Annotated in this window: 22 protein-coding genes; 6 read left to right on the forward strand and 16 right to left on the reverse strand. The window is 60.1% G+C overall.

Annotation, left to right across the window (positions count from 1 at the left end; all coding sequences use genetic code 11):
• Window position 1 precedes the first annotated feature (1 nt).
• From lspA to pckA, 6 genes are all read left to right on the forward strand, one after another.
• Window positions 2-487, forward strand: coding sequence for a signal peptidase II (gene lspA, locus PPRO_RS17895; protein ID WP_011737402.1), 486 nt, complete (start codon window positions 2-4; stop codon window positions 485-487).
• 203 nt (window positions 488-690) lie between these two features.
• Window positions 691-3,135: a DNA translocase FtsK gene (locus PPRO_RS17900; RefSeq protein ID WP_011737403.1), complete on the forward strand. Its 2,445-nt coding sequence runs from the start codon at window positions 691-693 to the stop codon at window positions 3,133-3,135.
• An 85-nt stretch (window positions 3,136-3,220) separates the two neighbouring features.
• Window positions 3,221-3,526, forward strand: a complete 306-nt coding sequence (locus tag PPRO_RS17905) for a type II toxin-antitoxin system TacA family antitoxin (RefSeq protein WP_011737404.1) — start codon at window positions 3,221-3,223, stop codon at window positions 3,524-3,526.
• A 480-nt stretch (window positions 3,527-4,006) separates the two neighbouring features.
• Window positions 4,007-5,365 carry an IS1182 family transposase gene (locus PPRO_RS17910; RefSeq protein ID WP_011733975.1) on the forward strand — a complete coding sequence of 453 codons (1,359 nt, stop codon included), beginning with the start codon at window positions 4,007-4,009 and terminating at the stop codon, window positions 5,363-5,365.
• 111 nt (window positions 5,366-5,476) lie between these two features.
• Window positions 5,477-5,722, forward strand: coding sequence for a hypothetical protein (locus PPRO_RS17915; protein ID WP_011737406.1), 246 nt, complete (start codon window positions 5,477-5,479; stop codon window positions 5,720-5,722).
• 116 nt (window positions 5,723-5,838) lie between these two features.
• Entirely contained in the window at window positions 5,839-7,431 is a 1,593-nt protein-coding gene (pckA, locus tag PPRO_RS17920; RefSeq protein WP_011737407.1) for a phosphoenolpyruvate carboxykinase (ATP), read from the forward strand.
• 176 nt (window positions 7,432-7,607) lie between these two features.
• Here pckA and PPRO_RS17925 read toward each other — a convergent pair whose 3' ends face one another.
• The 16 genes from PPRO_RS17925 to PPRO_RS18000 all read right to left on the reverse strand — a co-directional run bounded on the left by PPRO_RS17925 (window position 7,608) and on the right by PPRO_RS18000 (window position 21,647).
• On the reverse strand, window positions 7,608-7,805 hold the full coding sequence (locus tag PPRO_RS17925; RefSeq protein WP_011737408.1) for a hypothetical protein: 198 nt from the start codon (window positions 7,803-7,805) through the stop codon (window positions 7,608-7,610).
• Window positions 7,806-7,957: 152 nt separating this feature from the next.
• Window positions 7,958-8,290, reverse strand: coding sequence for a hypothetical protein (locus tag PPRO_RS17930; RefSeq protein WP_011737409.1), 333 nt, complete (start codon window positions 8,288-8,290; stop codon window positions 7,958-7,960).
• 66 nt (window positions 8,291-8,356) lie between these two features.
• The gene (locus PPRO_RS17935) at window positions 8,357-9,166 is read right to left on the reverse strand and encodes a TatD family hydrolase (protein WP_011737410.1); all 810 of its coding nucleotides are present in this window, start codon (window positions 9,164-9,166) and stop codon (window positions 8,357-8,359) included.
• A gap of 51 nt (window positions 9,167-9,217) precedes the next feature.
• Complete coding sequence (locus PPRO_RS17940) at window positions 9,218-10,417, reverse strand: phospholipase D-like domain-containing protein (protein ID WP_041532987.1); 1,200 nt, start codon at window positions 10,415-10,417, stop codon at window positions 9,218-9,220.
• A gap of 309 nt (window positions 10,418-10,726) precedes the next feature.
• A complete protein-coding gene (gene mutM / locus PPRO_RS17945; protein ID WP_011737412.1) occupies window positions 10,727-11,530 on the reverse strand; it encodes a bifunctional DNA-formamidopyrimidine glycosylase/DNA-(apurinic or apyrimidinic site) lyase in 804 nt (267 codons plus the stop codon).
• 163 nt (window positions 11,531-11,693) lie between these two features.
• Window positions 11,694-12,140, reverse strand: coding sequence for an endonuclease domain-containing protein (locus tag PPRO_RS17950; RefSeq protein ID WP_232286660.1), 447 nt, complete (start codon window positions 12,138-12,140; stop codon window positions 11,694-11,696).
• Window positions 12,141-12,517: 377 nt separating this feature from the next.
• Window positions 12,518-13,042, reverse strand: coding sequence for a hypothetical protein (locus PPRO_RS17955; protein WP_041532414.1), 525 nt, complete (start codon window positions 13,040-13,042; stop codon window positions 12,518-12,520).
• Between the two features lie 275 nt (window positions 13,043-13,317).
• Window positions 13,318-14,850: a 2,3-bisphosphoglycerate-independent phosphoglycerate mutase gene (gene gpmI / locus PPRO_RS17960; protein WP_011737415.1), complete on the reverse strand. Its 1,533-nt coding sequence runs from the start codon at window positions 14,848-14,850 to the stop codon at window positions 13,318-13,320.
• Between the two features lie 74 nt (window positions 14,851-14,924).
• Window positions 14,925-15,383: a 23S rRNA (pseudouridine(1915)-N(3))-methyltransferase RlmH gene (locus tag PPRO_RS17965; RefSeq protein ID WP_011737416.1), complete on the reverse strand. Its 459-nt coding sequence runs from the start codon at window positions 15,381-15,383 to the stop codon at window positions 14,925-14,927.
• Complete coding sequence (gene rsfS, locus PPRO_RS17970) at window positions 15,384-15,791, reverse strand: ribosome silencing factor (protein ID WP_011737417.1); 408 nt, start codon at window positions 15,789-15,791, stop codon at window positions 15,384-15,386. It abuts the gene before it with no gap.
• On the reverse strand, window positions 15,782-16,432 hold the full coding sequence (gene nadD / locus PPRO_RS17975; protein WP_041532990.1) for a nicotinate (nicotinamide) nucleotide adenylyltransferase: 651 nt from the start codon (window positions 16,430-16,432) through the stop codon (window positions 15,782-15,784). Before nadD ends, rsfS begins: the two co-directional genes overlap by 10 nt.
• Before the next feature lie 14 nt (window positions 16,433-16,446).
• Entirely contained in the window at window positions 16,447-17,553 is a 1,107-nt protein-coding gene (locus PPRO_RS17980) for a GspE/PulE/PilB domain-containing protein (RefSeq protein WP_011737419.1), read from the reverse strand.
• Between the two features lie 84 nt (window positions 17,554-17,637).
• On the reverse strand, window positions 17,638-18,576 hold the full coding sequence (locus PPRO_RS17985; RefSeq protein ID WP_011737420.1) for a glycosyltransferase: 939 nt from the start codon (window positions 18,574-18,576) through the stop codon (window positions 17,638-17,640).
• Between the two features lie 15 nt (window positions 18,577-18,591).
• A complete protein-coding gene (locus PPRO_RS17990; protein WP_011737421.1) occupies window positions 18,592-19,740 on the reverse strand; it encodes a ribonuclease D in 1,149 nt (382 codons plus the stop codon).
• Window positions 19,737-20,810, reverse strand: a complete 1,074-nt coding sequence (gene mqnC, locus PPRO_RS17995; RefSeq protein ID WP_011737422.1) for a cyclic dehypoxanthinyl futalosine synthase — start codon at window positions 20,808-20,810, stop codon at window positions 19,737-19,739. Before mqnC ends, PPRO_RS17990 begins: the two co-directional genes overlap by 4 nt.
• A gap of 111 nt (window positions 20,811-20,921) precedes the next feature.
• The gene (locus PPRO_RS18000; RefSeq protein WP_011737423.1) at window positions 20,922-21,647 is read right to left on the reverse strand and encodes a hypothetical protein; all 726 of its coding nucleotides are present in this window, start codon (window positions 21,645-21,647) and stop codon (window positions 20,922-20,924) included.
• Between the last annotated feature and the right edge of the window lie 170 nt (window positions 21,648-21,817).

Below are 21,817 nucleotides of genomic sequence, written 5' to 3' on the forward strand. Positions count from 1 at the left end.
CATGGGACGCTGGGCACTCTTCTCCGCGATCTCCGTCGTCGGCCTGCTCCTGGACCAGGCCAGCAAGCTGTACATCCACCGGAGCATGGAACTCTTTCAGAGCATTCCGGTGATCGACGGTTTCTTCAACATCTTCTACATCAGAAACAGGGGCGCCGCCTTCAGCTTCCTCTCCCAGGCATCCTGGCGGCTCCCCTTCTTCATCGCCGTTTCCCTGATCGCCTCTGCCGTCATCCTAGTGGCCTTCGGCAGGCTGCGTAACGACCAGAAGCTGGCCCAAGCCTCCCTGGCCATGATCTTCTCCGGCGCTGTGGGCAACCTGATCGACCGGGTGCGTATGGGAGAGGTGATCGACTTCCTGGACGTCTACTGGGGGAACCACCACTGGCCGGCCTTCAACGTGGCCGACTCGTTCATCTGCGTAGGGGTGGCGCTCCTGGCCCTTGACATGCTGCGGGAGGAGCGCCGCGCCAAACGGGCCGTCTGAAGACTCGCCGTACATCCCGCCTCACCGGGGACAGGTCAGCCACTGTATGGCGGCCTGTCCCCTTTTCATTTTTTCCACAAACCACCGCCCCCTGGATGAACGGAACGACATGAGCGCATTCCATTTTTCCTTTGCCACCCCCCGGCGCTTGCGGGTATGATTACCCGTCTTTTCACTCATACAATCTATGGATATCGGGACCAATGGAAGAAGCCAAGAAAGAAAAACTCGTCAAGGAACTGCAGGGCATGGCGTTGGCAACCGCCGGCATCTTTCTGCTGCTGACCTTCGTATCCTTCAACGCCAACGACGTCTCCTGGAACAGCTATTCCAACCAGGAGAGCATTCAAAACCTGGGGGGACGCCTGGGAGCCCAGGTGGCGGACCTGTTCTTCAGCAGCGTCGGCCTGGCCTCCTTCCTGGTTCCCCTGGCCATACTCTCCATGGCCTATAACCTGCTGCGCTTCAAGGAGATCCGCCTTCGCTCCTACAAGCTGCTGGCTTTTGGCGGGCTGGTTCTGTCCCTCTCGGCCCTGTTCGCCTTTTCCCAGGAGACGCTTACCTTCTTCGGCCAGCAGCTGCCCACCGGCGGGGCCGTGGGAGTCATGACCATCCGGCTGTTGAAGGAGACGGTGGGCGCCACCGGCGCACTGCTTCTGCTGCTGCCACTCTTGGCGGCTTCGATCATGATCCTCTCCCACTTCTCCTTCGTGCTGTTTGCCGGCTGGTGGCTGGAGACCCTGAAGAAGAAATGGGCTGTCTGGCTCGAACGGCGCGCCCAGGAGCGGCAGCTGCACCTGAAGGAAAAGGCCCGGGAGGAGGGTAAACCCGCCCCCCCGGCTCCATCCTCCAGACCGGTGATCAAGCCCGCCGCAATCGCACCGCTGGTCACTGTCTTTAACAAGATACGGGAGAAGACAAAACAGGCGGAATCATCAAAGCCGGTGAGCAAACCTGTCCCACCACCAGCCGTACCCGTAACCAACATTTTCAAGAAGGGGAGGGAGAAGAAGAAAGGGGCGGAAAAGAGCGCGGCGCTGCAGGAGAGCTTCGAGTTCATCAAGACTGAAGGCGATTTCCGTACGCCCCCCTTCTCGCTGCTGGACAACCCGCCGCCGGCCGAGAAGAAGCAGGACAACGAGGCGCTGGCCATGAACGCCCGGCTATTGGAGAAAAAACTCAAGGATTACGGTATCGACGGCGAGGTGGTGGAGATCTGTCCCGGTCCGGTGATCACCATGTACGAGTTTTCGCCGGCCCCCGGCATCAAGATCAGCCGCATCTCCGGCCTGGCCGACGACCTGACCATGGCGCTCCAGGCCATGTCCATCCGCATCGTGGCCCCCATCCCGGGCAAGGGGGTAGTGGGGGTCGAGGTGCCTAACCGCGACCGGGACATGGTCTTTTTGAGCGAGATCTTCAACTGCGAGGGGTTTCACCACAACAAGATGAAGCTCCCCCTGGCCCTGGGTAAGGACATCGCCGGCATCCCGGTGGTCACCGACCTGGCCAAGGCGCCGCACCTGCTGGTGGCCGGCTCCACCGGCTCGGGCAAGTCGGTTTCCATCAACACCATGATCCTGTCGCTCCTCTACATGTTCGAGCCCAGGGATGTGCGCATGATCATGGTCGACCCCAAGATGCTGGAGTTCTCCATGTACGAGGGGATCCCGCACCTGCTGCTGCCGGTGGTGACCGAACCGAAGAAGGCGTCCCTGGCCCTGAAATGGGCAGTCAACGAGATGGAGCGCCGCTACCGCTTGCTCTCCGACAAGGGAGTGCGCAACATCGACTCCTACAACAAGAAGCTGGCCGGTGAAGCCCTGGAGCAGGAAGAGCTGAACAACATCCCCGAGGCGGAGATCATCGAGGAGCTGGAGGAGATCGTCGAGGAAGGGGAGGGGGGGATCGCGGAGATGGCGGAGCCTGCTCTCTCCCTGCCCCGTGAGGAGCCGCTGGAACACGCTCACATGCCCTATATCGTGGTGATCGTTGACGAGCTGGCCGACCTGATGATGGTGGCCGGTCGCGACGTGGAGGAGCACATCGCCCGCCTGGCCCAGAAGGCCCGCGCCTCGGGCATCCATCTGATCCTGGCCACCCAGCGCCCCTCGGTGGACGTGATCACCGGCCTGATCAAGGCCAACCTGCCGTCACGCATCTCCTTCCAGGTGACCTCCAAGGTGGACTCCCGCACCATCCTGGACACCAACGGCGCCGAGACCCTGCTGGGCGCAGGGGACATGCTCTTCATGCCGCCGGGGACCTCGCGGCTGCAGCGCATCCACGGCGCCTTCGTGTCCGACGCCGAGGTGCAGCGGGTGGTGGACTTCCTGCGCAAGCAGGGCAAGCCTCAATACGACAAGTCGCTTCTTGAAATGAAGGATACGGACGAGAAAGGGAACGAGGGGAGTGACGAGGAACTGGACGAGCGCTGGGAGGATGCCCTGCGCCTGGTGGCCGAGACCAAGCAGGCCAGCATCTCCATGGTCCAGCGCCGCCTGCGCATCGGCTACAACCGGGCGGCGCGCATCATCGAGATGATGGAGAGCGAGGGCATGGTGGCTCCCAGCGACGGCACCAGCAAGCCGCGGGAGATCTACCTGGACATCATCAACGCCTATCTCAATTCCCCGTTAACGCGATAGGTTCCCTGTGTCCGTGGGGAAGAAACATGTTGCCAGATTGGCACCACAAAGGCTATGGTGATCCGGCAAGCAGCGGAGGGATACCATGCAATCGGCAAAAACACAAAAATCTCCACATAAACCCGTGTCAGACGACCGGATCACCGCACGAATTCCACGCGCAAACCGGGTCATTATCGAGCGGGCCGCTGCCGTGTACGGTGCAACAGTCAATCAATTTATCGTACAGACCGCCCTCGATCGTGCCAGCGAAATTCTGGAGCGCGAGGAAATATTGCGGCTGTCTGAAAAGGACGCCCGAACGTTTCTTGCGGCATTGGAGAGCCCACCCGAACCGTCACGGGAGTTGGTCGACGCACTGAAGGCACACAACCGGCTCGTGAAATGCTGATCTTTCGTCCCCTTGATGCGTCACACGATCGCAAGGCATTCGATTGCGGCGTAGAAGCGCTCAATACGTTCCTGAAAAAAACGGCCCGCCAACATCGGGAGAAGGGGCTTTCAAACACCTTTGTCCTTGCGGATGAACACTCCCCGCACACAATCCTGGGCTTCTTCACGCTTTCATTCGTGGAGGTCGACGCCGCATCTCTTCCCGGTGGATTTTCACGCAGACTGCCGAAGTCATCGCGCCTGCCGGCCGCGAAACTGGCACGACTTGCCGTTGACACCTCCTGTCAAGGCAGGAGATATGGAGCGCTGCTCCTAGGAGTCTGTCGGGCTTAACGCATTCAGCCGTCATCTCCAGGGCGTTTTCAATTGGTTAACCTGCTGTATTTATTGAATAAGTCGTCAGCTTTAGCTTGCGTTTTCTTGGTGTATCCCGTATATTTGTCCGGTAATATCAACTGGTTAGGTATCGGGGTTGACTATGAAATCAAAGTTTATTGAAGTTGACCGGGAAACACCCTATCTGCTCCCGCCATCGCTGCAGGATTGGCTACCAGAAAAGCACTTGGCCCGGTTTGTGGTCGAAATTGTCGAACAGCTCGACCTGCGCTCTTTGAAAGCTACCTATGCCGGCCGAGGCTCGCAGCCCTATAACCCTGAGATGCTGGTAGCATTGTTGTTTTACGGTTATGCGACAGGCGTATTCTCCAGCCGGAAGCTTGAGCGCAGCACCTACGACTCCGTGGCATTCCGGTTCATAGCGGCAAACAGTCATCCTGACCACGATACCATTGCCACCTTCCGCCGGCGTTTTCTGCCGCAACTGAACAAGCTGTTTGCCCAGATTCTGCTGATCGCTCATCAGATGGAGGTGCTGAAACTGGGCAACGTTAGTTTGGATGGCAGCAAAATCAAGGCGAACGCCTCCAAGCACAAGGCGCTGAGCTATGAGCATGCCTGCAAGCTTGAAGAGCAGATCAAGGCTGAGGTTGGCGAACTGCTCAAAAAGGCCGAGGCAGCGGACCGTGCCGATATTCCGGACGGCATGAACATCCCCGAAGAACTGGAACGTCGGGAAAAGCGTCTTTCCGCCATTGCCGCAGCCAAGGTCGAGATCGAAAAACGAGCCGCTGAGCGCCATGCTCGTGAACAGGCCGCTTATGAGAAGAAAGTCGCCGAACGGGCCAAGAAGGAGCAGGCAACGGGCAAGAAGGCCAAGGGGAAAGAGCCGAAACCGCCCAAATCCGGCCCCACTGCCAAAGATCAGGTCAATCTGACCGATGAAGAGTCGCGGATCATGCCGACCTCCGGTGGCGGATTCGAGCAGACTTACAACGCCCAGGCCGGTGTGGATACAGCATCAAAGCTCATCGTTTCGGCCCATGTTACCCAGAATCCCAATGACAAACAGGAGCTGACACCGACCCTGGAGAACCTGGCGGCGCTGCCTGAGAAGCTTGGCAAGGCAACCGATCTGGTAGCTGACAGTGGCTACTTCAGCGAAACCAATGTAACTGCCTGTGAGGAGAACGGGATAACTCCCTACATTGCCGTAGACCGGCAGAGTCACAACGTGCCACTGATGGAGCGCTTTGCCGAACCGCCGCCGTTACCCGAAGATGCCGATTCCGTGGCCAGAATGAAGCATCGCCTGAAGACACCTTCCGGCAAGGCGATCTACGCCCAGCGAAAAGTCACCTCGGAACCGGTCTTCGGCATCATCAAGGCGGTCATGGGATTCAGAAGCTTTCTTCTTCGTGGCTTTGAAGCAGTAAAAGGCGAATGGAACCTCGTCTGCATGGCCTACAACATCAAACGGCTGCATGTCTTGGCCGGATAGAATGAGAAATAGCGAAAATCAGCCTGTAATAACCGCAGTCATCGCTGAAAGGGCTGAATTAACCAGGTTGCCGGTGGGAAGACGAACACATACGGAACTTTTTTAATCGGCTTGGCCACAAAAGAGGGCGCCCCTGAGGTCAAGCCCGACAGACTCCTAGCTGATGCCATAAAGCGAATTGTGCTGACGACGAAGATGTCGGGAGGCGTCACCGGTTTTTTTGTGGACGCCAAAGACGAGAAGGCACGGCAGTTCTACCTTCGCTTTGGTTTTATTCCGCTCGAAGACGATCCTCTGAAGCTCTTCCTGCCTCTGAACACACTCGCGAATGGGATAAAAAGCGCCATGACCGCCTGACCTTCAGCAGGGAGGTTGGAGCCGGGAAAAAGCGGGTGAGGAAGCCGGGGAGATGTGTAGGATGGATTTTATCGAATAATTACCTCTGAATAATGAGGGACAGGGGAGGAACGGTAGTGAAATTCAACGATGTTACCCGTGGAACCGGTCTTGAAGAGCATGGCATCACCAACGCGAACCTGATCTACTGGACCCCGCCGACCTCAGTGCTCTACGAGCAGATCATCAAACGGGGTGAGGGGCTGGTTTCGCACATGGGCGCCCTGGCCGTGAAGACCGGCCACTACACCGGACGGGCCGCCAACGAGAAATTCATCGTCGATGAACCCACCTGCCATGAAAACGTCGCCTGGGGCAAGGTCAACAAACCGTTCGACCCGCAGAAGTTCGACGAGCTGTACAAGCGCATGCTGGCCTACATGGATGGCCGCAACCTGTTCGTGCAGGACTGCTTCGCCGGCGCCGACAGAGAACACCGCCTGCCCCTGCGCATCATCACCGAGAGGGCCTGGCACTCGCTCTTTGCCCGCAACATGTTCATCCGGGCCACACCGGAGGAGCTGGAACAGCACGAACCGCGCTTCGCCCTGATCAACCTGCCAGGCTTCCACGCCATTCCCTCCATTGACGGCACCCATTCCGAGGCCTTCATCATTGTCAACCTGGGCAGGAAGCTGATCCTGATCGGCGGCACCAGCTATGCCGGCGAGATCAAGAAATCCATCTTCACCATCCTCAACTACATCCTGCCGGTGGAGAAGAAGATCCTCTCCATGCACTGCTCGGCCAACGTGGGACCGAAGGGCGATTCTGCGGTGTTCTTCGGCCTCTCCGGGACCGGCAAGACCACCCTGTCGGCCGATTCCAGCCGGGCGCTGATCGGCGATGACGAGCACGGCTGGGACGACAAGGGGCTGTTCAACTTCGAAGGAGGCTGCTACGCCAAGATCATCCGCCTCTGCCCGGAGAGCGAGCCGGAAATCTTTGCCACGACCCGCAGGTTCGGGACGATCCTGGAAAACGTGGCCATCAACACCCGTACCCGCCGGGTGGACCTGGACGACGACTCCTTCACCGAGAACACCCGCGCCTCCTACCCCCTGACCCACATCCCCAACATCGTTCCCTCGGGGATTGCCGGTCATCCCGCCAACATCATCATGCTGACCTGCGACGCCTACGGCGTGCTCCCCCCCATCTCCCACCTGACCAAGGAGCAGGCCATGTACCACTTCCTGTCCGGCTACACCGCCCGTGTGGCCGGAACCGAGGCCGGTGTCAAGGAACCCACCGCCACCTTCTCCACCTGCTTCGGCGGCCCCTTCATGGCACTCAATCCGACGGTGTACGGAGAACTGCTGCGGGAAAAGATCTCCCGCCACAACGTCTCCTGCTGGCTGGTCAATACCGGCTGGAACGGCGGCCCCTACGGAGTGGGCGAACGCATCAGGATCAGCTACTCCCGCGCCCTGATCAATGCGGCCCTGGACGGGACCCTGGCCGACGGCAGCTTCGAAACCGACCCTTTCTTCGGGCTGGCCATCCCCACCAGCTGTCCCGGGGTTCCCTCGGAAATGCTCAACCCGCGCAACACCTGGTCCGATCCGGCCAGGTACGACGATACCGCCTCCAGGCTGGTGGCCATGTTCAGGTCCAACTTCACCAAGTACCAGCCCTATGTCAGCGCCGAGGTGGCCAACGCGCTGTAGCTGCTTGTAAGGCACAAAAAAGGGGGGGCGCCAGCAGATGTAGCGTCCCCCCTGTTTTTGTCAGCCAACATAATCGGGTAGGAGGCGGGATTACTCCCGCCGTCCTCCCCCACCATATAAAAAGCCCGCGGAATTCGTTCCGCGGGCTTTCCATTCGAAATGGTACTCGAATCAGCTTAGTGCTTGGGAGCCTCAGCAGGAGCTTCCGTAGCAGCGCCAGCAGTGGCGGACATCGGAGCCTGAACCGGTGCCGGAGCTTCAGCGGCCGGAGCTTCAACAGCCGGAGCAGGAGCAGCTTCTTCTTTCTTCTTGCAGCCTGCGGTGAAAGCGACGGACAGAGCAAGTACCATTGTCAGAGTGATCAGTTTTTTCATGTGTGACCTCGTGTGGTTGAATTTACCATTAGACGCAAATGCGCATGGCTTTAAAATCGATTTATGATCATACTCGCCGAAACAATAATGTCAAGATGTTTTTATACATAGTTAAAGGGTCCCGCAAAATGGGGTTCGTGAGGCAAAAAACATCAATGGTGGAAGCGTCCCATACGCCCTTTGTGGGCGGGTGTCGGCGACCTGTGGCACTCGAAACAGCGTAGTTCGCGGAGCTTCTTCGTCTCCAGCGGAGAGGGCTCTTTCCCCCGCGGCTCCATGTTGTATTCGGGGGTCTGGAACGCCTGGCGGCCACGCTCATCGGCCACAGTGGCGGGTTTATAGGCGACACGCCAGTTGGTGCTGATCTCCACGGTGTGACACTGATCGCATCCACCCGGAGGCGGTATGCTCTTCCATGAGGTGAACATGGCACAGCCCGCAAGAGCGGTTGCAAGGACGGTACTCAACAAAAGAACAGGTTTCATGACGCTCTCCATCCTGAAATGACGGCGTGTGGTACCGTAGCACAGCTCTGGCGAAAAAGACAGTGTTCATGGCAGGGTTATGCGACCAAGAACCCGCAGCGTGTTGACCGTTGTGGCCCGGGCCAGATCATGCACCAGCATATCACGGATACCCGCCACCGCAACCAGCACCTCCCGCAGGCACGAAGGCCGGTTTGACTCCCCCCGGAAGGGCTCGGGCGCCATGTCAGGCGCATCGGTCTCCAGCACCAGGCTTTCCAGGGGAATCTGGCCAGCCAGGCGCACCGGACGGGCCGCCCCCCGCCAGGTCACCGTTCCGCAGAGGGAGATGGCAAACCCCAGCCTGATGAACTCCCGGGCCATCTCCGGCGATCCGGAAAAGGCGTGCATGATGCCGCCCACCCGGCCGGCCTTTTCCTCTCTGAGAACCGTCAGGGTGCGCTGGAAGAGACGCCTGCAGTGGACCAGTACCGGCAGCCCCAGCCTGATTGCCAGGCGCAGCTGTTCCCGGAAGGCCTGTTCCTGCCGATCCAGCGCACCAGGGTAGGTGGGGTCAAGGCCGATCTCGCCCAGGGCAACCCCGCTGGCGGCAATTTGTGCGAGCCGTTCCAGGGCAGCCCCATCGGCCAGGTCCGCATGCAGGGGATGAATGCCAAAGGCGGGAAACAGTCCGGCGTGCTCACGCGTCAGCCCGGCCATCAGCTCCCAGTCAGCGGGATGAACCCCGGGCACGACGCAACCGACCACCCCGGCGCGGTGTGCCGCCTCCAGGACTCCCGGCAAGTTGGAGAGAAGCGGCTCGCAATTCAGGTGGCAATGGGTATCCAGCAGCCTGATGCCGTCCTCGATTTGCGCTTCCGACTCCTGTGGATTCATGGGCATGAACCTTTGTGATTGGCGACAAATTACGGATCACCAGTCATGGTTTTACAGAAACCAGCCGAACAGGTTGACCAGCTTTTCCAGCATACGGGTCACGAGCCCCCGACGCTCATGCCCATGCAGGGTAACGCGCCGCGAGGCCACCACCTCCCGCTCCACCACCCGGCGAATCTGGGCGCCGAAGGAACTGCTGTCGATGATGCCGTTGATCTCGAAATTGCGGTGGAAACTGCGCTGATCCAGGTTGGCCGACCCCAGGATGGTGCGTTCTCCATCCACCAGCATGACCTTGGCGTGCAGAATGCCATCCTCCAGCTCGTAAATCTCCACCCCCCCCTTAAGCAGGGCGCCATAGGAGCTGCGCCCCACCAGCAGCACCAGCGGCACATCGCTGCGTGCCGGCAGCAGCAGCCGCACCCGCACCCCGCGCCGCACCGCCCGCAGCAGGGAGCGGATAATGCGCGGGCCGGGCACGAAATAGGGGTTGACGATCAACAGATCCTCGGAGGCGGAGGCGATGTTGACCAGAAAAGCATGGCGGATATAGGAGCTGCGCTGATGCGGGCCGCCGCTGACAAAGGCCACATTGGCCTCCCCATGACTGGAGCTGCCCGGGCTCACCCCTCTGACCCGCGGAAGTTCCGGCAGCTGGCCCACCTCCATCTGCCATGTTTCATTGAAAATGCCGATCAGCTCCCTGACAGCGCTCCCCTCCACGCTGAAACCCAGGTCGCGGAAGCGTTGCGGCGGTGAAGCAATGCCGGCGTATTCGTCACCAATGTTGAAGCCGCCCAGGAAAGCCCGGCAGCCATCGATCACCATCATCTTGCGGTGATCGCGGCGGTCGAACCAGCGGATACCACGACGGAAAGAGGGAACGTTGAAGGGGATCAATTCGATTCCCTGCTGGGCAAGGGACCTGAAGAAGGACGAAGGGGTATCCATGCAGCCGATGTAATCGTAGATCAGCATGACCCGCACACCGCGCACGACGGCCCGTGCCAACTCGGCCACGACGACGGAACCGGTGCGATCGTTGCGGATTAGGTAGTATTCCAGCAGGATGACGTACCGAGCGGAGCGGATGGCGGTCAGGAAGGCGCGGAAGAAGCTCTCCCCGTCCGGCAGTAGCGCGACGCGGTTGCGGCGGTAGGTGACCGGCGGGGGAGGGGTGCGCGCCCGCTCCAGGCGGCGCATGAGACGCGCCAGCCGCTTGTTCTGTCTGAAGTAGGTCTCTTCCGTCATGGCCATATCAACCTGTATTCGGCAGTTGAGAGCTGCCTGCGTTCGTGCGGACGGGCTCTTTCTGTCATTCCAGGGCTCATTTCGCTACAGCCGATAAACTCACCCTACGGGTTCAGACAGTATCGGCTGTTGACGCTTCATTTCGCCAGGAATTACGACGAAAGAGCCCTGATGCACTCTCTCCGGCAGCTCTCACTTGCCGTTTCCAGAATCACGTCATTGAAAATGGGCGGTTCGACATCAGCGCTGATTTGTGGTGAGTCATGAGCCGTACCCCTATCCGCTCTGTCTGCCCGAGCAGCGGCACTTTCACTGCTGACAGCGGGGACAGAACACCGTGCTCCGGTTGCCGAGCCGGACGGCTTCCAGCGCACCGCCGCAGCTGGTGCAGGTGCCATGTCCCCTCCCGTACACGTCGAACGCAAGGGGGTGATAGGTGACGGTGCCCTCCTCCACCCGATAGGTGCTTCCCAGATCGATGGACTCCTGCAACACCTCCCGAATGGTGACGGCCAGCCGCTCGCATTCGGTACGGCTGAGGGAGGACGCGGCCCGGTCGGGGCGGATTCCGGCGCGAAACAGCGCCTCGTTGGCGTAGATGTTGCCGACCCCGGCGACTATTGCCATGTTCATGATCAACAGCTTGACCACCACCCGGCGGGTCCGGCTCACCCTGAAGAGGTAGGCGCCACTGAATGCCGCGGTCAGCGGCTCGGGGCCGATTCCGGCCAGGAGCGGGTGTTTGTCGAGGCTATCCGTTGTCCAGGCAATGGTGCCGAACTTGCGCGGGTCGTGGAACCGCAGCACCGAACCATCGGTAAAGACGATGTCCACATGATCGTGCTTTCCGGGAAGCTGAGGGGTATGGAGCAGCCGGAGAAATCCGGTCATCCCCAGGTGGACGATGAGCCATCCGGCTTCACATTCCAACAGCAGATACTTTCCCCGCCGCTCCACGGCCCGGACCGTTCGCCCCTTCAGGGCTTCCTCCAGCTCCGGCGGGACCGGTAAGCGGAGCTTGGGAGCCCGGACCAGCACCTGCTGGACCTGTTTTCCTGTTATGTCCCGCTCCAGCCTGCGTCTGGTCAGTTCCACCTCGGGAAGTTCCGGCACCCGTTCCTCCGATCTCGGCCTATGTAATGTCTTTGTCCTCTTGTTCCCATCGTTTGATTTGCCATTGCAGATTCCCCTCAGTGGAAGCGAGGCACGGCCTGTTCGGGGTTGATGTCACTCATGAATAGCCTCCGTGAACCAACCCTCCCCCCGCCCTCCCTTATCAGAGAGGGAGCTTTTCTTCCCCTCTGACAAGGGAGGGTGGTTTTTCGATTCTCTCGCACAGATCTTCATGCACACCCTGGATGTTCCGCATGACATCGGCATTGGTATACCTGACGACAGATACCCCAAGTGACTGCAAAAACTTCGTCCGCTCCCCATCGTATTCAATGGTATCAGCATGGCTGTCACCATCGATTTCAATAACCAGGCGCAGCTCGGAACAGTAGAAATCGACGATATAACTTCCAAGAGGCTTCTGGCGAAGAAACTTGTAATCGGCAAACTGCCGTAACCGGAGGACCTCATTCCAGATTTTGCTTTCAGCTGGAGTCGGGTTTTTGCGGTTCTCGCGGGCAAGGGTGGTGAGATTTTTGTTGTAAGGGAGAAAGGCGGTGTCTAACCCCTCCCCGGCCCTCCCCTTGTCAGGGGAGGGAGACAAACCCACCCCACGCCCTACCTTGTCAGGGAGGGAGCTTTCATGTTCCCCCCCTGATAAGGGGGGGCTAGGGGGGGTTGATTTGGTCTCCTCCCTCGCTTCTCCTCCCCAGCTGCGGGGAGATCGGGAGGGTTTAGGGAGGCGGGAGAGGGGTTTACTCATCGGCATCCTCATCCTCGCAGTTCAGGCCCGCGTAATGCACTCGCCCTCTTTCGCGCCTTCTCGGCGGGAGCCAGTTTCCGTTTGGGCATTATTCATCCTTAAGCTGATCATGTCGCGATAATGGTTCGGGAGTTGACCGGGCGAGGTTTTGGCACGGTCGAACTGCCTTGTTAAAATTTTGCTCTCCTATCTTTCAATATTCCAGGACGGCTACTACCGCACACCTATGCGAACTCGGGACGTACTCTACGTATCACCCCGGACACATCGCTAATCACATCGCCGCAACACTGTACGAATGCATCGTCCACCTCAACCAATGTCGATACTTCTGATACATCACCTTCGAAGAAGAAAGATTCTTCTGGGAGTTTAATTCTGAAAGGTAGGGCTGCACCACTCTCAACAAGAGCATCGTAGCTGCGTCCGCGTCCATGCTTGAGTACGTTGACAGCTAGAAAAAGATCGTCAAAGCGTTCTTTCAAATCTAGCTCTCCTTCGTCATCCAAAATTTTCTTGGCTTCACCAAATCCATTGCTACAGCTCAGACCTTCTTGTAGGCTAGCTTCAAAAATGGAGAACATGCCGACCGCAAAAATCGCTTTTTGAAGCTGTATCATTTGAAGAGTTTTTACTAGGGAAGTGGCGCCGCTCTTTTGCAGAGCCTCAATTGTTCGATCGTTTGCCTTCCTTAAGGTTTCAAGGGTAAAGGTTGCGCATCTATCTACCAGTTCGGTAAAACTGTGCATAGTAACTCCAAAGGGTAAGTGGTCTTCTCGGGCTCCCTCGTACATGGAAATCGGCCAACTCTCTATTGACCGGTTCACGCGCGTGAACTGGTGATCATCCCAAATGGAACATTTCACCACCTCACAACGCCCCGCCTGAGCGCGAAATCCTCTCCCCTTTCAACCGCTCCCTGACAAACCCGATCGCCTCCGGCGCAGAAAAAAAAGCCGCCCTGTCGGATTGTATCCGAGCCGGACGGCTTCTTTGACCTACCTGTTAATCGTTCCCCGCGACCTCACACCAGGCTCTCCCCGGTCATCTCCCCCGGCTGGGGGAGCCCCAACAGCTTCAGCATGGTGGGCGCGATGTCAGCCAGACAGCCCCCCTGGCGCAAGGTGGTGCCCCGGCGGCTCTCGTCCACCAGAATCAGCCAGACCGGGTTGGTGGTGTGGGCGGTGAACGGCTCGCCGTTCTCGTCCATCATCCGTTCGGCATTGCCATGGTCGGCGGTGATCAAAAGCCGTCCCCCCCTGGACAGCACGGCTTCAACCACCCGTCCCGCGCAGGCATCCACCGCCTCCACGGCTTTGATGGCCGCCTCCAGCACACCGGTGTGGCCCACCATGTCGCAGTTAGCGAAGTTGAGGACGATCACGTCGTATTGGTCGGCCTCCAGGCGGGAGAGCAGCTCCTCGGTCACCAGATGAACACTCATCTCCGGTTTCTGGTCGTAGGTGGCCACATCCTTGGGGGAGGGGATCAGGCAGCGCTCCTCTCCGGGGAAGGGGGTCTCGACGCCGCCGTTGAAGAAGAAGGTGACATGGGCATATTTCTCAGTCTCGGCGATGCGCAACTGGGTCAGCCCTGCATCGCTCAGCACCCCGCCCAGCAGGTTGGTCATCTCCAGCTGCGGGAAGGCGATGGGGAGGCCGAAGGTGGCGTCGTACTCGGTCATACAGACGTAGGAGGAGAGGCGGGGAGGGGAGGGGCGGAGAAAGCCGTCGAACGTGTCCAGAGCGATGGCACGGGTGATCTCCCGGGCCCGGTCGGAGCGGAAGTTGAAGAAGATGAAACCGTCACCATCCCTGACCGTGGCCACCGGCTCATTGCCGTCCATGACTACCGCGGGGAGCCCGAACTCGTCGTACACCCCGGCGGCGTAGCTCTGCCGGATGGCCTCACCCGCCGAGGGAGAGCGTTCCCCTTTACCCAGGACCATGGCGCTGTAGGCGCGCTCCACCCGCTCCCAGCGGTTGTCCCGGTCCATAGCGTAGTAGCGCCCCATGACCGTGGCGATCCTGCCGCAGCCGATGCGCTCCAACTCCACCTCAAGTTGGGAGAGGTAGTCGGCCCCGCTCTGGGGCGGCGTGTCGCGGCCGTCCAGCAGGCAGTGGACAAACACATCGGTCAGCCCTTCACGTTTGGCCAGTTCCAGCAGGGCGAAAAGGTGGCTGTTGTGGGAATGCACCCCGCCATCGGAGAGCAGGCCGGCCAGATGCAGCCTGCCGCCGGCCGCCTTCGTTTTTTCGATGCACTCCAGGAGAACCGGGTTGGTGAAGAAATCGCCATCGACGATGGCCTTGCTGATGCGGGTCAGATCCTGGTAGACGACTCTGCCGGCGCCGATGTTGAGATGCCCCACCTCGGAGTTTCCCATCTGGCCGTCCGGCAGCCCCACCGCCATTCCCGAGGTGCGGATCTGGACATGGGGGTAGTCAGCCAAAAGCCGGTCCAGGTTGGGAGTCTGTGCCTGTGCCACGGCGTTGTGGTCCGCATCCTGATTGATACCCCAGCCATCGAGAATCAGCAGCAGCAGCGGTTGTTTCATGGGAAATCCTCTCTGTTCGAGACACACAACCAGGTTCCGGGAATCGGCACGCACAAAGCCATGAAAAGGGCTGATCAGTGGTGGTACGGCTCGTTGTTCAGGATGGTAAATGAGCGGTAGAGCTGCTCCAGCAAAAACACCCGCACCATCTGGTGGGTAAAGGTCATGGGAGACAGGGAGAGCAGCCGTCCGCGCCGCCGGAAAGCATCGGAAAAGCCGTAGGCCCCGCCGATGACGAGGACCAGATCCGCCGTGCCGCTGTCGCGCTGTTTGCCGATATATGCCGCCAGACCGGGAGAATCCATCTGCTCTCCCCGCTCGTCCAGCAACAGCAGCGTAGCACCGGGCGGGATCTGCTTCTCAAGCCGTTCGCACTCGCGCCGCCGCATCTCCTCGGCCATGGCCCCCTTCTCGTCACGAACCTCCACCAGTTCCAGTGGAGCATAGCGCCGGATTCTGGTGGCATAGTCGGCCAGAGCCTGTTTCACCCACTCCTCCCGGCTCTTGCCGACCCAGAGGACGCGCAGCCTCACCTACTCGCTCTCTCCGTGGGGAGTGCGTATGGCCGCGGGCAGTTCAAGTTCCCCTGCCATGTGCCAGAGCCCGTCCAGATCGTAGTAGCGGCGCACCGGTTCGTGGAAGATGTGGACCAGCACGTCACCGTAGTCCATGACAATCCACTTCCCCTCGGACTCGCCCTCGATATCGTTGACCTTGCCGAACTTCTTCAAGCCGATGCGGATGCTGTCGGCAATGGCCTGAACCTGGCGGTCGGAACCGCCCGAGGCGATCACCAGATAGTCGGCGATGGAGGAAATCGTGGAGATGTCCAGGGCGCGGATGTCAAAGGCCTTCTTGTCGGAGGCCAGCTCAGCGCACCTGATCGCCCGCTCCCGGGAGGTCAGATCTGTTTTTTCTTCTTCTGCTTGTGTCATGGACATTCTGAATAGATCCTCTGTTCCTTGATGTACGCCTCCACCTGGGGGGGGACGAGGTAGGTTATGGAGCGCCCTGTCGCTGCAAGCCGGCGGATCTCACTGGAGGAGATGTCCAGCAGGCATCCCGCGAAAAAATGGACACGGGTGCCTCCCACATGCTCCAGGCTGCGGGAGGCGGGAGTATAACGGAGTTCCCCCCGGATATCAACCGGCAAGGCCGACAGGGGGTCGTTGACCTGACGGCCGGGACGTTCCACGACGATCAGGTTGCAGGAACGCAGTATATCGGCGTAGCGACGCCACAGTCCCAGTTCCAGGAAGGAGTCGCTGCCGATGATGAAGTACAGCTCCGCCTGGGGGTGCTGCTCGCGGAACGTGCCGATGGTATCGATGGAGTAGGATTTTCCGGGGCGCTGTCCCTCGATCTCGGAGAGCTCGAAAGCCCGGTTTCCGGCGATGGCCAGTCTGACCATCTGGCAGCGCTGATGGAAGGGCACCTCGCCGGCCAGCGGTTTGTGGGGAGGATCTGCAACCGGAATGAACAGCACCCGATCCAGCCCGCACAACTCGCGTGCCTCCTCGGCGATGCGCAGATGGGCCATATGTATGGGATTGAACGTGCCACCCATCAGGCCGATTTTCATGACAGGCGAAACCATTACTGCGACATTCCCTTCTTCCTGATGATCAGCATAGCCAGCGCCCGTTCAGCCTCATGGGCCAGGGTGCGCAGTTCAGCAAGACAGGCCATCGGATCATCCATCTCAACCGAAACCAGCAGCACCGCCACCGCCCTGTTGCCCAAGACCACCGGGAGCACAAACAGGGACGCATCCCCGGGCAGCTCCAGCAGCTGGAGGATCCGCCGGTTCTCCGGCGTATCCATCAGGGGACCCAGGGAGTATCTCCTCCCTTCGGCCACATCCCGCACTACCGATGACTCGTGCAGAACCAGGTCATCGGTCTCAATCAGGTCGATCCTTCTGCCATTGCTCACTCCGCGCCACCCAACGGCACCGGTTCCCCGCATCTGAAACAGCGCGCCCGTGCCAAATAGTTGGCCCATGTGCTCGATCAGCAGATCACCCACCTCATCGGTGGAACCCGCCCGAGCCAGTTTTCCGGAGGTGCGTTGCGGAACAGCCGGTCGTGCGATCGTTTCCGAGCAGCTCCCTTCGCCTGCCAGAGCCTCGTTCAGGCAGGAAAAATCCTCATACTCAACCGCCTCGTCCTGCCTGGGGCGCTGTTCCTCTTCCGGCATGGCCGCTTGCCCCGGACAGGGAGGGGAGTTCCTGCGCCTCAGGTCCGCAAGCCGGCGGTAACGCGACTCGCCGCCGCTGATCCGGTAGTATCTGGCCTGGGCATCTGAAATGCGAACATCGGGAGCGATGTAGGGCTGCACCACGCATCCGGTCATAAAGGCTATGTCTTCCAGTGCCCTGAAATCGTTCGGGTCGCTCATGGCCAGCCCCAGGCGGTTTCGTTCCAGCTTGAAGGGCATGACGTTGTACTTTACCGCCATGGAGCGGGAAAAATCGCGAATAAGATCTCCGGGAATCGATGACAGCTCGGAACGGCCGACAAAGGGGACCCCCAGCTTGGCGCTTAAGGCACGGCCGAGAGCGTTTTCCTCCACATAGCCCAGTTCAAACAGGGCGCTGCCCAGCTTGATGCCACGGCCAGCCTGGCTCTCCAGCGCCTCTTCCAGTTGGGTGTTCGTGATCAGCCGATCGCGGAGTAACAGCTCTCCCAGTCGTAATTCCATTACGCACTCCCTCGCTCTAAAGCGATGACCGCAGGAACCATCACGATCTCCATCAGGGAAATCCCCGGCCACGCGCCGCGGGGCCTAGTCATCCGTGAAACCATGGCTGCTTCTGATCACGAAGCGCGGCCGATGGCGCACTTCCTGGTAGATCTTGCCCACATATTCGCCCACGACTCCGATCCCCAGGATGATGATGCCGGCAAAGAAGAGCAGGATCGCGAACAGAAGCAGGCTCCACTCCAGCCCGGCGCCCACAAGGAAGCGCCAGATCAAAAGAAGCAGCGTGAGCAGGGCAGCGAAGAACGTGGTGGCCAGGCCGAGGCGGGTGAACAGGCGCAGCGGCATGATCGAGCAGGAGGTGATCTGGTCGCCAGTTCCGCGCAGCAGAGCGGAGAGCGGAACGTTCCCCTCACCGCTGCCGCGTTCGGCGTGAAGGCCACGAACCTCCGCCGGGTTCGAGCAGAAGGAGTAGGCCAGGACCGGAATACTGGTGGTGGTCTCCCGGCAGCGGTTGATGGTGGCTACGATATCCCGATGGTAGGCCCGCAGCGTGCAGCCGGGATCGCTCATGCGCATGCCGGTCAGGGCGGTGCCGGCCAGGCTGAGCAGCCGCGTCGCCACCCGACGGAGAGCGCGGTCCTGGCGCTTCTGGCTCACGATCCCGACCAGGTCGCGCCCCCGTTCCATCTCGGCCACAAGCCGCGGAATCTCTTCCGGCGGGTCGCTCAAATCGGCAGCCAGCGTGACAACGACCACCCCCCTGGCTTTTCCGAAGCCGGCCAGGAAGGCCGTCTGGCCGCCGAAGCTACCGTTAAGTTCGATGATCTTGACACCGGGATACTCCTTCGCCATACCACGGAGAATCTGGGCCGAGCGGTCGCGGGAACCGTCATCGGAGAAAATGATCTCAAACGCCTTGCCCATACCCTGCAAAACCGGGTAGAGCCGCTCCATGAAGGGGGTCAGATTGTATTCATCATCGCGAACCGCAACAACGATGCTCAGATAGGGATGATTCATGGGCTGCTCACGCCATCAGCCCGCCGACAGTTCAGTCAGCAACTCCTGACCATACAGCCCCTTCTGCCAGTCGCGCATGCCGGCGATGCCGTCCAGTGCAGCGATACTGGCGGGATTGGCATCGGCGATCCCCTCCAATAGCCAGTTGGGAGCTATCACCCCCGGCTCGAGCCCCAGCCTGCGGCTCTCCCCCTGGCGCCAGGATTTGAGGCACTTGATGCGTTCCTTTGTTCCGTCGACAGGCTCCTCGCGCTGCAAACGGGGAAAACGGGGCAACCGTTCCTCGGGCAGTACCAGGGCGTCGGCCACGGCTGACAGAACCCTTTCGCCAAGACGCTGGATCTGCCCGGGGGTCATGCCCTTGATGAACGACAGTTCGGCCAGGGAGCGGGGTTTCTTTTCTGCTATTTCCAGCAGCGTATCGCCCGAGATGACCTTGAAAGGCGGGCGGTCCAGTTCCCGCGCCTGGCTGTCGCGCAGCTGCAGGAGTTCTTCCAGCACCGCGAGCGCCCGTCCCCGCAGCTTGCCGGCTCCCTTGCAGGCGAGAAACAGCGGACCCTCTTTCTCGCTGACCCTGGCCTGGCAGACCAGGCGGCACTCCTCCTCCAGCCAGGCCAGGCGCCCCTTCTCCAGCAGTTCGTCCCGCAGCATGTCGTACAGGCGCAAAAGGTCGGCGGTATCGGCAACGGCATAGGCGCGCATCTCGGGGGAGAGCGGGCGCTTGCTCCAGTCTGCCTTCTGGTATTTCTTGTTCAGTTCGATGCCGAAACGAGCCTTGAGCAGCGCGGCCAGACCGAATTCGGTGATACCCAGCAGGCGCGAAGCGATCATGGTGTCGAACAGGTTCGTCACTTCGATGCCATGATCGCGGTGCAGCGAGCGGATGTCATAGTCGGCACCGTGCATGACGATCAGTATGTCCCGGTTGCCCAGCGGAGCGGCCAGCGGCGACAGATCCTTCAGTGCCAGGGGGTCGATCAGCCAGCTCTCGGTTCTGGTTGATATCTGTATCAGACAGACTTTTTCGCGGTAGTGGTGCAGCGAATCCATCTCCAGATCCACGGCAACTTCTCGTTCGGAATTGATACTGCCGGCCACTTCGGCCAGCCTCCCTCCGTCGGTTATCATTTCGCAGGCCCCCGCCCGCTGTTCCAGTGATGTCAAACGCTAAACTCCCTCAGTATTTTGTACGTTGTCGTGCGTTGGGCGGCCTTGAATCCCGCCCCGGCGATCAGGGCCACCATCTGGTCGCGGGACATGCGGAAGCGGCATCCGGCGGCTGCCACGACGTTTTCCTCCAGCATGGTGCCCCCCAGATCGTTTGCGCCAAAGGAGAGCGAAACCTGCGCCAGCTTGGCCCCCTGGGTGACCCAACTGGCCTGGATGTTGGGGATGTTGTCCAGCACGATCCGCGACAGAGCCAGGACCTTCAGGTATTCGACTCCGGTAGCGGTTTCGCCCCCCAGCTCGGTGTTACCGGGCTGGTAGGTCCAGGGGATAAAGGCGGTGAACGATCCGCCGTCATCCTGCAGTTCGCGCACGCGGAACAGATGCTCCACGATGTCTTCCAGCCGCTCTCCGCAGCCGAACATCATGGTGGCCGTGGTGGGCATGCCCAGCCTGGCCGCCTTGAGCATCACCCTGCTCCACTGGCGCCAGCCGATCTTGTTGGGGGATATAGCGCCGCGCACCTCATCCACCAGGATCTCGGCGCCCCCCCCCGGGATGGAATCAAGCCCGGCACGATGCAGCCGTTCGAGCGCGGTATCGATGGTCAGTCCGGAAACCCTTGCTATGCAGGTGATTTCGGCAGGTGAGAGCGAGTGGTTCTGCACCGAGGGAAAGCGCGTGCCGATCTCGCGGAACAGCTCCTCGAAGTAATCGATGGTGAGGGAAGGATTGAGCCCCCCCTGCATAAGCAGTTGGGTGCCTTCCAGCTCAACCAGTTCAGTTATCTTGGTGAAGATCTCGTCCGGCGTCAGAACGTAGGCGTCTTTAGCAGCGGCGTCCCGGTAGAATGCGCAGAACGAGCAGCGGGATTCGCAGATGTTGGTGTAGTTAACATTGCGGTCAACGACAAAGGTAACCCTGTTTTCAGGATGATAGCGCCGTCGTATTCCATCCGCCTCCCTGCCCAACGCCAGCAGATCGGCATGTTTCAGGAGTTGGAGCGCTTCGTCCCGCTCCAGACGGTGGTGTGTGGCTGGTATTTCATGGGTGCTGGTTTGTGTCATTCACTCTGCGATTTCTCTGTTTGTAGTTCCCAAGATCCGTTCCCTCAAGACGCGGCAGGTCATTCGCGGGGCAGCCCCGAGTCCGTGCCGATCCTGCACTGTACGTAGCTCTCAGTGGAGCTTCAGGAAGAGCGTCTCCACCGCGCCACTGCCACGAAAGCGGACCTGCAACCGCAGTTCGCGGACCGTGGGCGCTTCTCCGGGAAAATAGATGAAGCCGCTTGCCAGGGAACCGTCGGGAATAATTTTGCCCTCGATCCCCTTTTCACGGAGATCCTCACCAATCTTGAAACTCCGGCCGCGCTCGGCATCGCTCCCTGACGCACCGCCGATTACCGCGCCCCCGGCGCCACCGATAACGCCTCCCTTGACAGTTGCCTCTCCAACGCCATGGCCCGACACGATGCCTACGGCCAGCCCCAGCAGTGCTCCGGCCGCGGCGCCATAGGCGGCGCCCTTGCCCGCACCGCCGGCAACCGCGCCACCCTGGGTGCTCTTTTCTACCCGCTCTACCGCCACACCATTGGAGAGAATCTTCCAGTAGCTGTTACCCCTGTCCACCAGGAACGTCTGTCCGGAGACGATTTCAACCCCCTGTCCGCTCCTGTTGTCGATGACCACCTGTACAGGAAGCACGCCGCTGTTCCGGATGTCGAAGCCGAAGGTCTGCTGCGCCTTTGTCTGGTCGAAGAAGGCTTCCCCTCCGACCATCAGGCCGGACAGATTCTGGTAGTTGACGTAGTCCTGGGGTGGCCTGAACGGCGCCACCCGGTTTTCATAGGTGGCGCAGGCCGAAAGCTGGGCGGCAATGAGTAGCGCGCAGAAAATTCTCTTCATGCCAAACCTCCGATCAAATGAGTGGAAGCGACTGAGTCACTTTAGTTCAGAAACGGCTCATCTGCAACTCCATTCTGCCCCGCCCATGCGTCAAAAACCTGAAACAGCTCCAGAAGCGCCAAAATTTCGATCTGAGCACATCGACCCCAAAAACCATAGCGGCCCCTTGC

The organism is Pelobacter propionicus DSM 2379 (genome assembly GCF_000015045.1).
GTDB lineage: Bacteria > Desulfobacterota > Desulfuromonadia > Geobacterales > Pseudopelobacteraceae > Pseudopelobacter > Pseudopelobacter propionicus.